Origin of the sequence: Actinomycetospora callitridis, assembly GCF_028737265.1 — a bacterium.
GTDB lineage: Bacteria > Actinomycetota > Actinomycetes > Mycobacteriales > Pseudonocardiaceae > Actinomycetospora > Actinomycetospora callitridis.
The window spans coordinates 159,930-176,867 of the sequence record NZ_JAQZAK010000010.1 but is presented as its reverse complement, the minus strand read 5'-3'; the positions used below and the strand labels follow the sequence as shown (position 1 = coordinate 176,867).

The following is a 16,938-nucleotide window of genomic DNA, read 5'->3' as shown; positions in this document are numbered from 1 at the left end:
AGGCCCGCCGTGGGGTCGTCTCAGCCCCTCCTCAGGGGGCGTTCCTAGCGTCCGGTCGCGATGAGCCGACCTCGCCAGCTGAGCTGGGACGTGCTGCGCGTCGCCGCCGTGGCGAGCGTGGTCGTCCAGCACGCCACGTACACCGTCAGCGACGTGCTGCCGTGGGTGACGCCCACGCCGTTCACCTGGAGCATCCAGGCGGGCGCCAACACGCTCATGGTCGTCTCGGCGTACTTCGTCTGCGTCACGCTCGCGACGCGTCCGCCCGCGCGCTGGTGGGCCGACCGGCTCGCCCGCCTCCTGCCCGCGTACGCCGTCGCCGTGGTGGTGACCTACCTCGCGACCCTCTACGCGGCGCAGTACGGCTACTGGCGCCCCAGCGGTCGCGACCTCATCGGCAACCTCCTGCTGCTGCAGGGCTGGGACTCGCGCGTCACCTACATCGACCACTCCTACTGGACGCTGCCCGCCCAGCTGACGATGTTCACCCTCGCCGCGGTCGCGGCCGCGTGGCTGGGCCGCGACGTCTGGCGCCGCCGCTGGACGCTGCCGGCCGTGGCCTGGACCGTGATCGTCCTGCCCGTCGTCGTGATGCGGACGGCCCCGCCGGACGGCCTCGTCGCCTCGGCGTTCGAGGGCTTCGTGATGTACCGCTGGCAGGTCTTCGGGATCGGGCTGGCCGTGTGGCTCTGGTCGCGCGGCCGGGTGAGCGCCCCGCACCTCGCCGCCCTCGTCGCCACCGGGCTCGCCGCCGAGTACGTCCACACGCCCGACCTGCCGTCGGTGCTGGTGCTCGCGGTCGCCGTCGCGGGGATCACCGCGGCGGCCGCCGGACGGGACTGGAGCGTGCTGCGGGTCGGCGCGCTCCCGCGCGTCGTCACCTGGCTCGCCGGGCTGTCCTACGGCATCTACCTGGTGAACCAGCAGATCGGCTACTTCGTCGCCTGGGGCCTGGAGGCGCGCTTCGGCGTCCACGGCTGGCCGCGGCTGGTGCTCGTGGTGGCGGTCGCCGTGGTGCTCGGCTGGGCGCTCACCGTGCTCGTCGAGCGCCCGGTGCACCGTTGGCTGGTGCGGCGGCCCCCTCAGCGCGGGAACGAGCCGGCGGCCGAGAGGAAGAGGTCGACCTCCTCGGACGTCCCGGCGCTGACCCGCACGCCGTCGCCCGCGAACGCGCGGACGACCACCTTGTTCTCCAGCGCGTGCTCGGAGAACGCGGTCGCCCGGTCGGCCAGCGGGAGCCAGACGAAGTTGGCCTGCGACGGCGGCACCTCGTACCCGAGGGTGCGCAGCTCCGAGGTCATCCGCCCGACCTCGGCGACCGCGCCCGCGCAGTCGGCGAGCAGCTCGTCGAGGCTGTCCAGCGCCGCCAGTGCGGCGGCCTGCGCCGGCGCGGACACCGCGAACGGCACCGAGACCCCGCGCAGGGCCGCGGCCAGCTCGGGCGGCGCGACGGCGTAGCCCACCCGCAGGCCGGCCAGACGGTGGGCCTTCGAGAACGTCCGCAGCACGCAGATGTTGTCGAACTCCTCGGCGAGCGCCAGCCCGTCCGGGACCCGCGCGTCGCTGACGAACTCGCGGTAGGCCTCGTCGAGCACCACCAGGACGTCGGACGGCACGCGCGCGAGGAACGCCCGCAGCGCGTCCTCGTCGACGGCGGTGCCCGTGGGGTTGTTCGGGTTGCAGACGAAGACCAGCCGCGTCCGGTCGGTGATGGCGTCGGCCATGGCGTCGAGGTCGTGGACGTGGCCCGCGGTGAGCGGGACCCGGACGGCCCGCGCGTGGCCCGTCAGCGCGACGATCGGATAGGCCTCGAACGACCGCCAGGCGAACACGACCTCGTCGCCGGGCGCGCACACCGACTGCACGAGCTGCCCGCACAGGGCGACCGACCCGCAGCCGACCGCGATGCGGGCCGGGTCGATGCCATGGTGCTCGGCGAGCCGGGCGGTGAGCGTGGTCACGGCGATGTCGGGGTAGCGGTTGCCGGCCTCCGCGGCCCGCGCGATCGCGTCGAGCACCGCGGGCAGCGGCGGCAGCGGCATCTCGTTGCTCGCGAGCTTCACCGCGCCGGGCACGGTGCGTCCCGCCACGTAGGCGGGGAGGGCGGCGAGGTCGTCACGGAGTCGCACGGGCACGACGACCACGGTAGACGGCGTCGCCAGGGCCCCTCGTGATCGACGAGGTCCGCGGGACGGGACACGCGGGACGTGGAAGGCTGAGGGGATGACGGGGACGCGCACGGAGACCATCCCCCTGGTCGACGAGACGCAGCTGAGGTTGACGATCGGTGAGCCCGAGGGCGCCGTCCGGGGCGGGGTCGTCGTGCTGCACGAGTCGCGTGGCGTCACCTCGCGGACGCAGGCGATCGTCGAGGCCCTCGCCGGGGAGGGGTGGCTGGCGGTCGCCCCGCACCTCTACCACCGCGACGACCCCGGGATCGACGAGCAGACCGGCGAGGACGAGGCCGTCGACCGCGCCGCGGCGGCGATCACCGGGGAGTCGGTGCTCGCGGACTCCGACGCCGCCTTCGGCGTGCTCGCTGACCGCGGCGTCTCCTCCGACCGGATGGCGGTCCTCGGCTTCGACCTCGGCGCCACCGCCGCCCTCGTCGTCGCCGCGCAGCGATCACTCGGTGCGGTGATCACGGTCTCGGCGGCCGGCGTCGCGTCCCCGCTGGCCGAGGGCCTGCCCCGGCTGCTGGACGTGGTCGGCGAGCTGACCTGCCCGTGGCTCGGTCTCTACGGCGAGCGGGGCGATCCCGTCGACCCCGCCGACGTCGACCGGCTCCGCGAGGCCGCCCACGCCTCCGGCCGCGTGGTCGACGTCGTCGTCTACCCCTCGCGCGAGCACCGTTTCGACGCCGACGAGCACGCCGCCGTCCAGCCCGATCCCCTCGACGAGGGGAACTCGGAGGAGGCGACAAAGATGGAGGCGCGCAGCCGGGTCCTGAACTGGTTGGACGCGCACTTGCGCTGAAGTCCGCGTGAGCGATCATCCGTGCCACGGGCACGGAGAAGTGCTCACACGACCGGAGGTCTCATTGGCGTCGGGGGTGCAGGTGGATCGCCCCACCGCGGCGGCCGCCGAGGGGCGCTTCGCCCGCTGGCGGGGGCGGCGCACCGCGCGGGTCGTCACGTGGGCGGCGCGCGTCGCCGGGCTCCTGACGATCCTGTCGCTGCTCACGCCCCTGCTGCGCCGGCGCCTGCAACCGGCGACCTGGTTCGGGCTGCCGCCCGAGGTGCCGCTGGTCGGCTCCGTCGTCGTCGCGACCCTCGGCGTCGGGCTGATGATGCTGGCCACGGGCCTGCGGCGCCGCAAGCGCCGGGCGTGGCAGCTGGCCGTCGTGGCGTGCGTCCTGCTGGTCGTCTCGCACGTCGTCGGCCGGCACGCGCTCGTCCCGACCGTCGTCGTGCTCGTGCTGCTCGTCGGGCTGCTGCTCACCCGTCGCGAGTTCACGGCCCTGCCCGATCCCGTCGGGCCGCTGGCCGCGGTGCGGGTCGTCGTCCAGATGCTCCTCGGCGGGTTCGTCGTCGTCGCGCTGTTGCTGCTGGTGCGGCCGTCGCTGCTCGAGGGCCGGCCGTCGACGGGGGAGATCCTGGCGCAGTCGGCGCTCTCGCTGGTCGGCGTCAGCGGGCCCGTGCAGTTCCGGGTCACCTGGTTCGACGACCTGACCGCGGTCCTCGGCCTGACGTTCGGCATCGCCGCGCTCGTGCTCGGCGGGTACTTCCTGCTGCGTTCCGCGGAGCCCCGCCGCACGCTGACCGACGACGACGCCCAGCGCATCCGGGCCCTGCTCGCCCGTCACGGACGCGCCGACTCCCTGGGCTACTTCGCGCTGCGGCCCGACAAAGCGGTGGTGTTCTCGCCGTCGGGCAAGGCCGCGGTGCCGCACCGGGTCGTGGCCGGGGTGGCGCTGGCCTCGGGCGACCCGCTCGGTGACGTCGAGGCCTGGCCGGGCGCGATCACCGAGTTCCTCGCCAGCTGCCGGCGCTACGGCTGGGTGCCTGCGGTGCTCGGCTGCTCCGAGGCCGGCGCGCGGGTGTGGGCGCGGGAGGGCGGGCTCGACGCCCTGGAGCTCGGCGACGAGGCGGTCGTCGACGTCGCCACCTTCTCCCTGCAGGGCCGCTCGATGCGCACGGTGCGCCAGGCCGTCTCGCGCGTCCGCCGCGCGGGCTACGACACCACCGTGCGGCGCCTGTCCGACATCCCCGCCGACGAGCTCGAGCACCTGCGCGAGCTCGTCGCCCGCTGGCGTGGCAGCCCGGCCGAGCGGGGGTTCTCGATGGCGCTCTCGCGCACCGCCGACGCCGCGGCCGACCCCGACGCCGTGCTCGTCGTCGCCACCGCCGAGGAGGAGACGCGCGGGCTGCTGCAGTTCGTGCCGTGGGGCTCCGACGGCCTGTCGCTCGACGTCATGGTCCGCGACCCCGCGGTGCCCGACAACGGCCTCAACGAGCTGCTCATCGCCGACCTCCTGGGCGCCTGCCGGGGCCTCGAGGTCGACCGGGTCTCGCTGAACTTCGCGGTCTTCCGCTCGGCGCTCGAGCGCGGCGAGAAGATCGGTGCCGGGCCCGTCGCGCGCCTGTGGGCCCGCCTGCTGCGCACCGCGTCGCGCTGGTGGCAGATCGAGACGCTCTACCGGTTCAACGCCCGCTTCGGGCCCGTGTGGGTGCCGCGCTACCTCGTCTTCGACGCCGTGCGCGACCTGCCCCGCATCGCCGTCGCCGCCTTCGAGGCCGAGGGCTACGGCGGCCGCCCGCCGGCGCTGCTGCGCCTGCTGCGGCGCTGACCCCTGTCGCAGCGCCCTGTCGCAGCGAACGCGCTGTTCGCTGCTTCTATGCGCGCGAACTCCCCGTTCGCTCGCCGGCGCGGACCAGCAGCGGGTCGAGGATCTGGTCGAGGACGGCCTCGAGCGGGCGCGGTGAGCGATGGGGCTGGCAGAGCACGATGCCGCCCTCGATCGACGCGACGATGCCGACGGCCAGCAGGTCGGCGTCCGCGGACGCGTCGACGTGCCCCGCGGCCCGCATGCGCGCGACGCCCGCGGCGAGCATGGGCAACGCCGACTCCTACGCCGTGCTCGAGGCGATGACGAAGGCCACCGTCGCCGGCCGCCCGGTCCGGCCCGTCGACGTCGCCTACGCGGTGCGGTTCGCCGTCTCCGACGAGGCGGCCTTCCTGTACGGCGGCACGATCGACGTCGACGGCGGGATCACCTACGCCCGCGTGGCGTGAGACACGGCCCTGGAACGAGCGAGGGGCGCCCCCGCTGCGTCGCGCGCAGCGAGGGCGCCCCTCGGTCGTGCGTCGGGCGTCAGGGACGCACGAGCACCTTGAGTGCCTCGCGGTCGTTCATCGCGCGGTAGCCCTCGGGCGTCTCGTCGAGCGGGATCGTCCGGTTGAAGACCTTGCCCGGCTCGACCGTGCCGTCGAGGACGTCGGGCAGCAGCTCGTGCATGTTGGCCTGTGTGGGGGCGATGCCGCCGGCGACGGTGATGTTGGCCATGAACTTGCGGGCGGCGTTCGGGATCGTGCCGCTCTGCGGGACCCCGACGATCCCAACGTGGCCTCCCGGCTTCGTCACGTTCAGGGCGGTCGAGAGCGACTGGTCGTAGCCCACGGCCTCGATCGTCGAGTGGGCGCCGTCGGTGCCGAGCAGGTCGCGCACGTTCTGCTCGCCCTCCTCGCCGCGCTCGGCCACGACGTCGGTGGCGCCGAACTCGCGGCCGAGGTCGGTGCGGTCCTTGTGATGGCCCATGAGGACGATCCGCTCGGCGCCCAGGCGCTTCGCGGCCAGTACGCCCAGCAGGCCGACCGCGCCGTCGCCGACCACGACGACGTCCTTGCCCGGCCCCACCTGCGCCGACACGGCGGCGTGGTGCCCGGTGCCGAAGACGTCGGACAGCGTGAGCAGGCTCGGCATGAGCTCCGAGTCGTGCGGGACGTCGAGCTTCATGAGCGAGTTGTCCGCGAACGGCACTCGGGCAGCCTCGCCCTGGCCGCCGTCGGTGTCGGCGCCCCAGGCGTTGCCGTTCGGGCAGGCGCTGGTGAGGCCCGCCCGGCAGTACTCGCAGGTGCCGTCGGCGTAGAAGAACGGGGCGACGACCAGGTCGCCCTTCTGGACGCGGCCCACGTCGGAGCCGGTCTCCTCGACCACGCCGATGAACTCGTGACCGATGCGGTCGCCCTGCTCGGTCTGCTCGCGGCTCTTGTAGGGCCAGAGGTCACTGCCGCAGATGCACGAGTGCGTGATGCGCACGATCGCGTCGCTCGCGTTCTGGAGCTTCGGATCGGGGACGTCCTCCACCCGGATGTCGCCCGCTCCGTAGATCAACGTCGCCTTCACTGCGGTCCTTCCTCAGGGTGCATTCGGTTGTGGGCTACCCATCTCCCGAGCGCGCGCATGCGAGACCGCGCACACGTCGACGCGGCCGGGGGGTGGCGGCCGACCGGGTGGACGGCGGTGTGTACTGTTTCCCGACGGAGGCCCCAGGGGGACCTCGGGAGGCTTCGCCTAGTCTGGTCTATGGCGCCGCACTGCTAATGCGGTTGGGAGTTCGGCTCCCTCCCGGGTTCAAATCCCGGAGCCTCCGCGGCCGCGGTCCAGCAAGGGTCGAGGCTTCACAAGTACACACTGCGCCCGTAGCTCAACGGATAGAGCATCTGACTACGGATCAGAAGGTTAGGGGTTCGAATCCCTTCGGGCGCGCGCCGGTCGAGGCAGCTCAGCGGGGGTATCGCGTCAGCGGTGCCCCCGCTGTTGTGCGTCTGGGGGCGCCTCTGCATCAGTTCGTACATCAGTCCTCCTCACCGAAGACCCGGTCGAGGCGCTCGACCGCCGCCCGCTGCTCGTCGAGGTTGACGTGGCCGTAGCGCTCCATCGTCATCTCCATGACCGTGTGCCCGACGACCTGCATCACCGTGCGCGGCGGCACCCCGAGGGCAAGGAGCAACGACACCGCCCCGTGCCGGAGGTCGTGGACCCGCACAGGGCGCAGCCCGGTCGCATCGCTCAGCGTGCGGAACATGCGGTTGATCGTCCGCGGCTCGACCGGCGTCCCGTGCGCCGTCGTGAACATCAGCCCAGAGTCCACCCACCGCTCGCCGGCCTTCGCGCGCTCGGCGCCCTGTGCCACGCGGTGTGCAGCGACGGCCCGAGCCGCCCGAGCGGGCAGCGGGATCGTCCGCGTCGACCCCCGAGTCTTCGTCGGCATCCGCTCCAGACGCTCGCCGACCCGCTGAAGGCTGCCAAGAACTGACAGGGTCTCGGCACCGGTGTCGAGGTCCGACCATCGCAGCGCCAGCACCTCTCCTCGGCGTAGCCCGAGGACGACGAGCAGGACCCACATTGCCGTCAGCCGATGCTCGGCCGCAGTCTTCAGGAAGCGGGTCGACTCCTCCGGGGTCCACGGCTCGTGCTCTCGGGCGTCGCGGATCGTCGACCGGACGAGCTTGGCGACGTTGCGGGCCACCAGCTCCTCGCGGACCGCTTGCTCGAGCGCGGCACGCAGCGTGGCGTGGACGTACTGCACCGCGCGATCCGACATCGTGCCCTGACCGCGTGAGACGGGCTTGGAACGCAAGACCTCCACGAGCATCCGGACGTCCCGAGCGCCGAGCTTGTCGAGCCGCTTGGTTCCGACCAGCGGCTTGATGTGCAGCCGGACGTTGGTCTCGTAGCCGGTGTAGGTCGCCGGCCGGATGTGAGGCTTGATCTCGGCCAACCAACCGTCCAAGTAGTCCCCAACGCTGACCTTCGCATCCGCCGCCGGGATGCCCTTACCGATCTTGTAAGCCAGGTCGGTCAGCTCGTCCCGCAACGCATCACGGTCGCGGTTGTAGATAAACTTCCGCTTCGTGGTTCCGTCCGGCTGAGGGACGTAGATCGCGGCTTGCCAAAGCCCGTCCTTCCGGCGAGTGATCGTCCCCTCGCCGTTCGCCCTCCTGCCACGCCGCTTCGGCTTCTCGGTAGCCATTACGCCGCCTCCTGCTCGCGGAGCCGTTCCACCAGCTCGGTCAGCGCCGCTGCGGTCACTCGCCGGGATCGGCCGATCTTGACCGTTTCCAGCAGCCGCATCCGGATCAGGTCGTAGACCGTCGACCGGCCCACGCTGAGCAGGTCGGCCGCCTCCTCCATCGTGTAGAGCACCTTCTGCATGATCGCTTCCTCTAGTCAGGCCACTTCGGTCGTCGTCTCCTCCTTCGCGGCTCGCCTCCTCGCTCTGGCGTTGGCCGCCGAAGTGTTAGCCAGGAGCGCGTCGGCGCTGGTGTGCCAGCCGACGCCGGCGAACGCGAGCGAGTTGACGATGACTTCGGTGGTGTCCTCGTCGGCCAGCTCGTCGTCCTCGTCGGGACGTCGGGCGTGTTCGCGGCCCCACTCGCGGCGGGCCTGGCGCAGAGCGCCGAGCGTGGTGGAGTAGCGACGAGAACGGGTGGAGAAATGACCGCCGAACCCGAGCATGTGGGCCCAGCGCCTTAGCCGGCCCCAGCCGGCGGCCCACTCGTCGCTGGCGGCTTGCTCGGGACGAGTGCCGAGGTGCCAGCAGGCGTCGATCTGGCGGCCGGGGTGGGTGTCGAGGCGGGCATAGTCCCGGACGGTGTCGGGGCGCAGCCGCGTCGAGGTGTGGCCGGCGAGTTCGGTGGCTTTGGTGGCGTACTTCGCGAGGTAGCCGGCCACGGCGTTCGTGGTGATCTCGCCGTGGTCGTCGAGGTCCAAGCGGGAGAGCCGTACGGGCCGGGGGTCGACCTGCTCGCCCCACACGATGGGCCAGCCGGCTTCTCTGGCGGGGTGCGGCGCCGTGGCGAACCGGGTGTCCTCCACGACCCGCCGGAGGACGGTGGCGAGGTGGTGGGCGCCGACGCGGGCGTCGGGGACGAGGACGGCGTCGGGGTCTTTGGGGTCGCGGCCGTCGAGGCGGACCAGGGCGTGCAGGTGCACCGCTCCGCGGGCCTGGAACTCGGCGACCTTGGTGTAGCTCAGGCGCAGCTTGATGTGGTGGCGCTTCTCCAGGGCCGTGAGCGCACGTCGGGCGGCGATCATGGTGCGGCGCCACAGCTCCCCGGCGTGCAGGTTCCACACCGCCTGGGCGGGGTGGTCGTAGCAGTCGAGGCACAGCGGGCGGCCCAGCTCGGGGGCGTCGTCGCCGTGGCGGTCGAAACACGCCATAGGGACGCCGTGGGGGCAGTGCTCGGGATGGCGGCGGGGGCGGCAGGCAATGGTGCGTCCGGCGCGGTCGGTGCGGTGGGCGTGGACCGGGCCGAACGAGGGGGCGGTGACGGTCAGGAACACGCACGGGTGCTCCGCGACCGAGGTTGGGACGCCCTTGCCGCCGACGAGGCCGGCGGTGACGAGCTGGTAGGTGTCGGCGCGGTAGGTCTCCGCGCAGCCGGCGCACACGCTGGCGCGGCGGTTGCCGCAGGGGGTGTAGAGCACGCCGTCGGGCATCTCGGTGGTGTGGACGTCGTGGGTGATGCGGCCGGTGGAGGCCTCGACCCGGGTGAGGTTGCCGACCAGCCGGATCGGGTGCGAGCAGCTGGCGGCGCCGGCGATGTGGCTCATCCACTGGTCGTGGTCGTCGCGGACCGCAGCTGCGACCTCGGCGAGCGAGGCGGTGGCAGCGTCGCGAGCTCGTCGGCGAGCGCCGAGCTCCTCGACAGTCTCCGACCGTGCCACGCGCGTGCTGGTGGTGGTCATCGTCGGTCCCAGGTGCGGGTGTCGGTCGAGGGGTCACGACTGGCGAGGTAGCGGGCGTTGGCCCGGAGATCGCGCCCGAGCAGGTCGGCCTCCTCGGGCGAGAGGAGGACCTCGATGGTGCGGTTCGGCCCGATCGTCATGCGGACCACGAGCACGACCGCGGCGGCGTCCATCACCGGCGCGATGTTGGCTGCGCACAGCCGGGTCACTCGGTCCACCGGGATATCGCCGACCCCGACCTCACGGCGTGCGGGGGCGTTCATGCCGCGCTCCCGTGGTCGTGCCGCAGGGACGCGGCGCGGTCGGCGAGGGCATAGACCTGCTCGTCGGACAGGTAGGCGGACTTGATGCGGCGGGGTTCGCCGCCCTCAGCCAGGAGCAGCCCGACGCCCTTGTCTTCGGGGGCGATGGCGGCGGCGGTGTGTCCGCGGGTGGCCCAGCCGGCCCCGAGGACGATGTCGCTGCTGCTGTCGGTGGTGCAGCGGAACGCCCACCGGTAGCCGAACAGGTCCCGCAGGCTGGTCGGGATGATGTCCGAGGACGGTCGCTGGGTCGCGGCCACGACGATGATCCCGGCGGCCCGTCCTCGGGCGACGAGGTCGCGCACGGCGACGGAGAAGGCTTCGCGCTGGGGCTTGGTGCCGACGGTGGCTGAGTAGTAGGCGACCTCGTCGAATACGGCCACCAGGGGCGAGATGCCGTGTGCGGCGTCGTCGGGGGTGATCTTACGGCGGCGCTGGGCGTCGAGCAGGTCGTAGCGCCGATCCATCTCGGTCTGCAGGTCACCAAGGGCAACCAGGGCGTCGTCGAGGTCCGGGCCGACGAACCGCTGCGCGCACGAGCGCCACAGCCCGAGTTCGACCAGCTTGCCGTCGAACAGCCAGAGGTCGCAGTCGGGCGACAGGGCCGCGTGCCCGACCGGGAGGTTCAGCCCGACCGACTTGCCCGCGCCCGGCTCACCGGCCAGGAGCATGTTGCGGTAGGCCAGCGTCACCCGGACTGGGTGGCCGTGCTCGTCGACCCCAAGGTGGATCGGGTCCCAGATCGACAGCCCCAATGACGCGGGCGCCTCGTCGCACAGGACAACCGGTGCGCGCACGGCCGTGATCCAGTCGCGGATCAGAGCACGGAGGCGGGTCGGTTCAGACATAGTCCGACCAGTCCCCACCGCGGTCGGGCACTGCGGCCCGCTCGTCCTCGCCAGCGTGGGCGTCGCTGGAGTTGGGGTGATCGATGACCACGGGCACGTCGTCGTGCTCGTCGAGGGTCGCTCGAGGAGTGGGGACGGACGCGCCTGCCCGGTTGCCGGTGCCCGACCAGTGCCGGTTGGCGGGCGTCGGCGGAACGATGACGGTGCCGCGCGCGGGCGCCTGACCGGTGGTAGCGGTCCAGTCGTCCAGCTCGGAGGCGATGAGGTCCTTGGCGAGTGGGTCGCGACGGATGACTTCGACCTTGACCAGGGCGGTCATGCGGCGGGTGGGGGTGACGCGGGCGTCGCGGGCGAAGCACCCGGAGGCGATCCACTCGGTCTCGCCCTCGATGTCGGAGGGGCTAATCCCGGCGCGGAGCAGCAGCCAGACGCTCTCGCCGACCTCGGTGGGGTGGGACCAGAGGAAGAGCGGGGCGTGGCGGGAGAAATTCAGGCAGCGGCGTTCGACGAGGACCTGACGCATCCGGTGGCGCGTCATCACCGCGGCACCTCGTCGAGCGACGAAGCGCCGGAGTGCCGGCACCGCGAGCACGAGGGCGACGCTGAGGGCGATGACGGCTGAGGCGCCAGCGGGCGGGAGCCAGGAGTAGGCGACGGCGAGGACCGCGAACACCAGGACCACGACGGTCAGCTCGGCGCGCAGCCGGATCGTGAGCCCGGCGAGCCTGGCGGCGGGGTGGGTGACGGGGTTGCTGATGATCTCGAAGGAGTCGGTGCGGGCGCGGCGCACGATCGGGCGGGTGGCGGGACGGCCGGCGGTGTTGCGAGTCATGACAGATCACTCCGGAGCAGACAGGGCCGGGCACCGCCGACCGAGGGCGAGACAAGGGAAGGGGGTCGGGGCTGTGGGGAAGCCAGCCCCGACCCCGGAGCGGAGGAGCCGGCCGTCAGTCGGGCCAGGCGAGGGCGGCGCAGATGCCAGCGCAGGCGAAGACCTGCGATCCGGTCTCCGAGCGCCCGACCGGGACGGCGGGGATGCCAGCCGGACCGGAGCGCGTCCCGGGCGCCGGGGCGGGCCGGTAGGCGTCGGGCAGCTCGGGCCAGGTGAAGGACCGCTCGCACATGACGCACTCGGTGCCGGCGGATTGGGTGGCGTTGAGTCCCTGCCACAGGGTTTCGGCGGGCGCGGGGGTCACGAGCCCGAGCCCTTCGAGGTCGGTGCGGGTGCGGCCGTGGCGTGCTCGATGGCGTCGGCCTTGAAGGCCACCCCGGAGCGCTGGCCCTGCTGCCAGGGGATCGCGATCAGGTTGACCGGCCGGACTTCCGCGCCCTGCCCGACGTCAGGGGAGCCCGGCGTGGTGACCGGGATGATCTCGGCGCCCTCGTCGTCGAGCTTGATCAGCTGGGTCACGAACAGCCCCATGCCGGTGACCCGGTCGGTGCGCTGGCGGCCCTCCATGTCGTTCTTCGGCTTCGGGATGGCGCCCACGCTGTAGCGGGCTCCCGAGGTGTCCACCTTGATCGCTGGCATGTCGTCCTCCGAGGACTTTGAGGTGATGGCCCCGGCTGTGGGGCACCTCGAAGACTCCGGAAATCGATGGGACGTCCACACCACGCGGCTGGACATCTAAGGACGTCCCTGAGATCGTTGAACGTCCTAGACGTCCCTCAGAGGGGCTCCGACATGGCAAACGAGCGGCTGCGGGACGCACTGCATCGCGGCGGAACCACTCTGGAGGCCGTCGCCCGGTCCACCGGCGTTGACCCGAAGACGGTCGAGCGCTGGATCACCCAAGACCGCGTGCCCTACCCGCGGCACCGGCGGACTGTGGCGACCATGCTGGCCGAGGCCGAGACCTATCTCTGGCCGTCGGCCAACTCTGACCTGAAGGTCGAGAATGCGTCGAACTCCGAGGTCGTGAACGTCTACCCGAGCCGCAACGTTATTCCCCGGGAGCTGTGGGACCGGCTGCTCAACGACGCCACTGCACGCATCGACATCCTCGTCTACGTCGGGATGTTCCTCACGGAGAACCCGGCGCTGCTGCCTGCTTTGCGGGACAAGGGCGCCGCGGGCGGCCGTATGCGGCTGCTGTTCGGTGACCCGAACAGCCGCGAGGTGATGCGCCGCAGCGCTGACGAAGGCATTGGGCGTAACGCGATCTCGGCGAAGATTCGCAACGCTCTCGCGTTCTTCGGCCGCATCGCAGACGCGCCGGGCGTGGAGGTGCGCTGCCACGGCACCACGCTCTACAACTCGATCTACCGCTACGACGACGAGATGATCGTCAACCCCCATGTCTACGGCGCCCCAGCACCGCACGCACCCGCGATGCACCTGCGTCGACTGTCAGCCGGTCTGATGTTCGAGACCTATGCGCAGAGCTTCGACACCGTGTGGGAGGTCGCCAAGCCGCCGAAGTGGTAGGCCTTTGAGCATGGCCAAGACCGACTACTACGACGATCCGACGGCGCCGGCCCCTAACAGCCTCGTCGTCGCGGTCGCCGTGATGGTCCTCGACGACTACGGGCAGGTCCTGCTCATCCAGCGCAGCGACAACGGCCTATGGGCCCTACCCGGTGGCGGCCAGGAGCTTGGCGAAACAGTCCGCCAAGCTGGTGTCCGAGAGACGTACGAAGAGACCGGGCTCGAGGTGGAGGTCACCGGCATCGTCGGCATCTACTCCGACCCCCGCCACGTCATCGCCTACGACGACGGCGAGGTGCGCCAGGAGTACTCGGTGTGCCTCCGTGCTCGCGCCACGGGCGGCGAACTCGCGACCAGCGACGAGAGCCGACGGGTGTGCTGGATAGACCCCGGAGAGGTCGACCAGCTCAGCATGCACCCAAGCATGCGCCGCCGCGTCCAGCACGGGCTCGCCAACCAAGCCCCCTACCTCGACTGAGCCACACCTGCCGCGTCCATCCGTGTCCGCGTGCGCTCCACCGCGGCCCGAAGCGTCGGCTCCGCCACATCGAGGAAGCGGGTCACCACGTGGCCGACCCCGTAACGCTGTCTGATTTCAGCCCATCGCTGATCAGGGCTCAGCGGCTCGCCCCTTGGGCCAGTAACGGCGTCGCAATACCAGAGCGCGTCTCTGGTCGCGCTAGCTTCGTCCGGGAATAACTCTAGTCCGCTGACCTCACGCAAGTTAGCTTCGATCAGTGCGCCCGAGTGATGTGCGACTAACGCGGCGACTCGGTCATCGTAGCCGCGCGCGGCGACAAACCTAGCGCCATCAATCGGATGGAACCCGACGTGTGCAACCAAGGGCGAATATCCGATGTCGTGCAAGACCGCGGCTTGGATCAGCCTATCGCTATCAACATCGGCTATATCCGCGATACGCAGAGCTTCTCTCGATACCGACTGTACGTGCCGCCATCGGTCGGGCAGATGTTCAGCGAGCGTCAGCTCAGCGAGTGAGCGCGCGTCAGCAATCGAGGGCACGTCACTACCCTAGTACGCCAACCGTCACCCTGCGAAGGGAGACTTGCTCCGCCGTACGATGTGTGCTGGCGTGGAGGAGAATGTGCTACTTGCATGCCGTGTTCGTGGCCTGCGCCAATCGGGTCGAGGGCCCAGTGTAAGGGGAACATATTGGTATTGTGGACCGACGTTGGCGGCTTTGTCGTTGCAATTGCCACGGCGAGCCTGTCTGTTGTGGCTGCTGCCGTTAGCGGCCTCAGCTGGTACGCCTCAAAGCGGTCGGCGGACGCCGCAGAGCGGTCCGCTTCCGCCTCAGAGACATCGGCGACATCGGCGGGTAGGTCGGCAGATGTAGCCGAGAGCGCCGAACGCGACCGAGTGGAAGACCGGCACGAAGCAATGGGGCCAGTTTTCAAGCCTCTCGTGGCGAGGCTCAGCAAAGACCGCATGACCGTTCAGGTCAAGCTGAGAATGCAGTCACCTACAAGCCCACTTCGATTAACTCTTGACGGAGCAGGTATCCCTTACGTTGAAGGAGTTCGCGCGAGGGCTTCGGAGGTTCCAACCGGGCGAGAAACATCACTTACTGTTCCACCGATCGAGAGTGGCGATATCGTCGAGTTTGATGTCCGGTTGTCTGCGGCCCCGTCTACTTCGAGAGCTGAGACTGTAATTCCGGTCCGGATCACTGCCGAAGCCCTCAGTGATGATCACTTTTGGGATCGGCGGGTCCCAGTGACCGTGTCGCATCCGACTGCCAGGGTAAGTCGCGCGATTCTTGGGAGCTAGCGCCGTGAACAATGCTCGGCCAGGGTCCGTTGACCATGCACTCGCGGCCACATCACGTGATGGATAGGCAGGCTTCAGATTGGAGGCTAGTTCGAGCGTGACATGGTGGACTTAGCCTTCCCTTCTTCGACCGGAACCACCCACTCTCGAAGACCTTCGGCCAATTCCCGGTGCGGCTCTCCCCTAGTAACATGCTCGCGTTTGGCAATCGATTCGCGACGCCATGTATATGCGTCTTGAAGGTACTTCCACGCAACCTGTTCTCCGATGTGCGGTATCAAGAGGCACAGTTCGAGGTATTTTTCGTACGCTTCCGACCATGGCTCCTCTTTATCGAGACGCTTCGCCTCAGTCTCGTCGCGGCTGTCTGCTTTGGCCCGTCGAGTGGAGTCCACCGCTTGGTTGACGGCAACAATAAGCTTCGAGGCTGCAATTCTCCGCGCGTCCCATAGTGCCTTACTCATGTCCGCGCGCTGCCGGCTCCTCTCCTGGCGGGCGTTATAGGCTAACGTTAGGGCGACGCCCAACAGCGCGGCGACAGCAGGAAGGATTGCTGAGACTAGTGGCGTAGTTGGCCCCATCGGCATAACCTACTGGTAAACATGCGAGCGGGCCACGCCTGAAGCCCTGACTTAGGGAGATTTCGGAGCCGCTAGTTGAGGGTCTCTTCCGCAGTTAGGACCGACAGGCCCCTCCGGCTCAGGGACGCTCCGGACCGCAACTCCAACGCAAGCGCGGTGCGCGCCTTGGCCCTCATCGGTAGCGCCAGACGGCAGCCAAGAACCGACGATCACCTGGTCCCCGACCGCCCCTGCTGCCCTAGCAGATAGTCTCTCATCCCATGGCGCAGCCAGATGTGACCGCCTCGGACGTGACCTCCGCCCTCGACGAGTTTGACGCGATCGGTCGCGAGGAATTCCTTGCGAAGTACTCCTATGGAGAGGCGCGAGGCTACTTCGTCCTCCGCGATGGGAAGGAATACGACTCGAAGGCCATCGTCGGCGCTGCTCATGCCTTGCGCCACGGCGAGCAGCTGATGGCGAGCGAGTTCAACGGAGGAGAGGCGACCGTCAAGCGGCTCCTCGAAGAACTCGGCTTTCAAATGCGGGTTCGGCGGAACCCGGCGTGGCGCAGGGACGAGGTGATCCTCGCCTGCGAGCTCGTTCACAGTAACGGGTGGAACTACCTCAGCGAAGAAGACCGACGGGTCGTAGACCTGTCGTCGCTCCTCCAGCGTCTTCCGCTACATCCCCCGGAGGTCCGAACCGCAACCTTTCGGAATCCTGCGGGGGTTGCGCGGAAGACCGCAGACATCGCGACCCAGCATCCGGCCTATCGAGGCGCCCCTACCAAAGGGGGTCAGCATGACCGCGAGGTACTTATGGAGTTCCTCGCGCAGCCGGACCGCATGCAGGCTCTCGCAACACAGCTGCGGACCAATATCACCACCACCTCAAGCGCGGCCGCACTGCCTGAGATCGACTTGGGCGACGAGCCCGCAAGCGAGGGTGGGTTGCTCGAGCGCACACACCTCGCCCGAGACCGCGATCCGAAGGCGAAGCGCCGTAAGCTCGCGGCAGTGCTTAAGACCGGAGGCACCATCACCTGCGAAGCCTGCGGCTTCGACTTCGGCCGGACTTACGGGAAGCGGGGACACGAGTACATCGAATGCCACCACCGCGTCCCGCTCCATGTGTCCGGGCCCGTGACTACGCGGGTTGCAGACCTCGCGCTCCTCTGTTCCAACTGCCACCGCATGATCCACCGGGGGAAGCCTTGGCTGACCGTCGAGGAACTGACCCACCTCGTTCGTCAGCACGCCGGCGCCTAGCGATGCACGCTCAGGTCCGTCCGAGGTGTTCAAGTCTCAGGTTG

General features: G+C 70.1%; 18 protein-coding genes, 2 tRNA genes and 1 pseudogene. 9 read left to right on the top strand and 12 right to left on the bottom strand.

Annotated features, from left to right (window positions below):
* Positions 1 to 60: 60 nt before the first annotated feature.
* Positions 61 to 1,023: pseudogene (locus PH191_RS25190) on the top strand (acyltransferase family protein); the annotation flags it as partial.
* Positions 1,024 to 1,082: 59 nt separating this feature from the next.
* On the opposite strand, the gene hisC reads toward PH191_RS25190, so the two are convergent.
* Positions 1,083 to 2,135, bottom strand: a complete 1,053-nt coding sequence (gene hisC, locus PH191_RS25185) for a histidinol-phosphate transaminase (RefSeq protein ID WP_274197365.1) — start codon at positions 2,133 to 2,135, stop codon at positions 1,083 to 1,085.
* 88 nt (positions 2,136 to 2,223) lie between these two features.
* Between hisC and PH191_RS25180 the strand changes: the two genes are divergently transcribed.
* Positions 2,224 to 2,976, top strand: coding sequence for a dienelactone hydrolase family protein (locus PH191_RS25180; protein WP_274197364.1), 753 nt, complete (start codon positions 2,224 to 2,226; stop codon positions 2,974 to 2,976).
* Between the two features lie 82 nt (positions 2,977 to 3,058).
* Positions 3,059 to 4,789, top strand: coding sequence for a phosphatidylglycerol lysyltransferase domain-containing protein (locus PH191_RS25175; RefSeq protein WP_420791845.1), 1,731 nt, complete (start codon positions 3,059 to 3,061; stop codon positions 4,787 to 4,789).
* Positions 4,790 to 4,835: 46 nt separating this feature from the next.
* Here the strand turns inward: PH191_RS25175 and PH191_RS25170 are convergent, their stop codons facing one another.
* Complete coding sequence (locus tag PH191_RS25170) at positions 4,836 to 5,054, bottom strand: LmrA/YxaF family transcription factor (RefSeq protein WP_420791847.1); 219 nt, start codon at positions 5,052 to 5,054, stop codon at positions 4,836 to 4,838.
* Between PH191_RS25170 and PH191_RS25165 the strand changes: the two genes are divergently transcribed.
* Positions 5,053 to 5,235 carry an SDR family oxidoreductase gene (locus tag PH191_RS25165; protein WP_274197362.1) on the top strand — a complete coding sequence of 61 codons (183 nt, stop codon included), beginning with the start codon at positions 5,053 to 5,055 and terminating at the stop codon, positions 5,233 to 5,235. The two genes, PH191_RS25170 and PH191_RS25165, sit on opposite strands and share 2 nt — an antisense overlap.
* 79 nt (positions 5,236 to 5,314) lie before the next feature.
* On the opposite strand, the gene PH191_RS25160 is transcribed toward PH191_RS25165, so the two are convergent.
* A complete protein-coding gene (locus PH191_RS25160) occupies positions 5,315 to 6,346 on the bottom strand; it encodes a zinc-binding dehydrogenase (RefSeq protein WP_274197361.1) in 1,032 nt (343 codons plus the stop codon).
* Positions 6,347 to 6,503: 157 nt separating this feature from the next.
* On the opposite strand from PH191_RS25160, the gene PH191_RS25155 reads away from it, so the two are divergent.
* Positions 6,504 to 6,593: transfer RNA gene (locus tag PH191_RS25155), tRNA-Ser, on the top strand.
* A gap of 43 nt (positions 6,594 to 6,636) precedes the next feature.
* A tRNA-Arg gene (locus tag PH191_RS25150) sits at positions 6,637 to 6,709 on the top strand.
* An 88-nt stretch (positions 6,710 to 6,797) separates the two neighbouring features.
* On the opposite strand, the gene PH191_RS25145 is transcribed toward PH191_RS25150, so the two are convergent.
* The 8 genes from PH191_RS25145 to PH191_RS25110 form a co-directional block, all read right to left on the bottom strand.
* Entirely contained in the window at positions 6,798 to 7,976 is a 1,179-nt protein-coding gene (locus tag PH191_RS25145) for a tyrosine-type recombinase/integrase (RefSeq protein WP_274197360.1), read from the bottom strand.
* Positions 7,976 to 8,158, bottom strand: a complete 183-nt coding sequence (locus tag PH191_RS25140; protein ID WP_274197359.1) for a helix-turn-helix domain-containing protein — start codon at positions 8,156 to 8,158, stop codon at positions 7,976 to 7,978. The genes PH191_RS25145 and PH191_RS25140 overlap by 1 nt, the downstream gene beginning before the upstream one ends.
* A gap of 15 nt (positions 8,159 to 8,173) precedes the next feature.
* The gene (locus PH191_RS25135; protein WP_274197358.1) at positions 8,174 to 9,694 is read right to left on the bottom strand and encodes a replication initiator; all 1,521 of its coding nucleotides are present in this window, start codon (positions 9,692 to 9,694) and stop codon (positions 8,174 to 8,176) included.
* The gene (locus tag PH191_RS25130; RefSeq protein WP_274197357.1) at positions 9,691 to 9,912 is read right to left on the bottom strand and encodes a hypothetical protein; all 222 of its coding nucleotides are present in this window, start codon (positions 9,910 to 9,912) and stop codon (positions 9,691 to 9,693) included. The genes PH191_RS25135 and PH191_RS25130 overlap by 4 nt, the downstream gene beginning before the upstream one ends.
* 41 nt (positions 9,913 to 9,953) lie before the next feature.
* Complete coding sequence (locus PH191_RS25125) at positions 9,954 to 10,793, bottom strand: FtsK/SpoIIIE domain-containing protein (RefSeq protein ID WP_274197356.1); 840 nt, start codon at positions 10,791 to 10,793, stop codon at positions 9,954 to 9,956.
* 43 nt (positions 10,794 to 10,836) lie between these two features.
* Positions 10,837 to 11,676: a hypothetical protein gene (locus PH191_RS25120; RefSeq protein ID WP_274197355.1), complete on the bottom strand. Its 840-nt coding sequence runs from the start codon at positions 11,674 to 11,676 to the stop codon at positions 10,837 to 10,839.
* Between the two features lie 115 nt (positions 11,677 to 11,791).
* A complete protein-coding gene (locus tag PH191_RS25115) occupies positions 11,792 to 11,968 on the bottom strand; it encodes a hypothetical protein (protein ID WP_274197354.1) in 177 nt (58 codons plus the stop codon).
* 68 nt (positions 11,969 to 12,036) lie between these two features.
* A complete protein-coding gene (locus tag PH191_RS25110) occupies positions 12,037 to 12,375 on the bottom strand; it encodes a hypothetical protein (protein ID WP_274197353.1) in 339 nt (112 codons plus the stop codon).
* 153 nt (positions 12,376 to 12,528) lie between these two features.
* Between PH191_RS25110 and PH191_RS25105 the strand changes: the two genes are divergently transcribed.
* Positions 12,529 to 13,272 carry a DUF5919 domain-containing protein gene (locus PH191_RS25105; protein WP_274197352.1) on the top strand — a complete coding sequence of 248 codons (744 nt, stop codon included), beginning with the start codon at positions 12,529 to 12,531 and terminating at the stop codon, positions 13,270 to 13,272.
* Positions 13,273 to 13,282: 10 nt separating this feature from the next.
* Entirely contained in the window at positions 13,283 to 13,750 is a 468-nt protein-coding gene (locus tag PH191_RS25100; RefSeq protein WP_274197351.1) for an NUDIX hydrolase, read from the top strand.
* Here the strand turns inward: PH191_RS25100 and PH191_RS25095 are convergent.
* Positions 13,738 to 14,295: an HD domain-containing protein gene (locus tag PH191_RS25095; protein WP_274197350.1), complete on the bottom strand. Its 558-nt coding sequence runs from the start codon at positions 14,293 to 14,295 to the stop codon at positions 13,738 to 13,740. The genes PH191_RS25100 and PH191_RS25095 overlap by 13 nt on opposite strands.
* 1,609 nt (positions 14,296 to 15,904) lie before the next feature.
* On the opposite strand from PH191_RS25095, the gene PH191_RS25090 reads away from it, so the two are divergent.
* Positions 15,905 to 16,894, top strand: coding sequence for an HNH endonuclease (locus tag PH191_RS25090; protein ID WP_274197349.1), 990 nt, complete (start codon positions 15,905 to 15,907; stop codon positions 16,892 to 16,894).
* Positions 16,895 to 16,938: the final 44 nt, after the last annotated feature.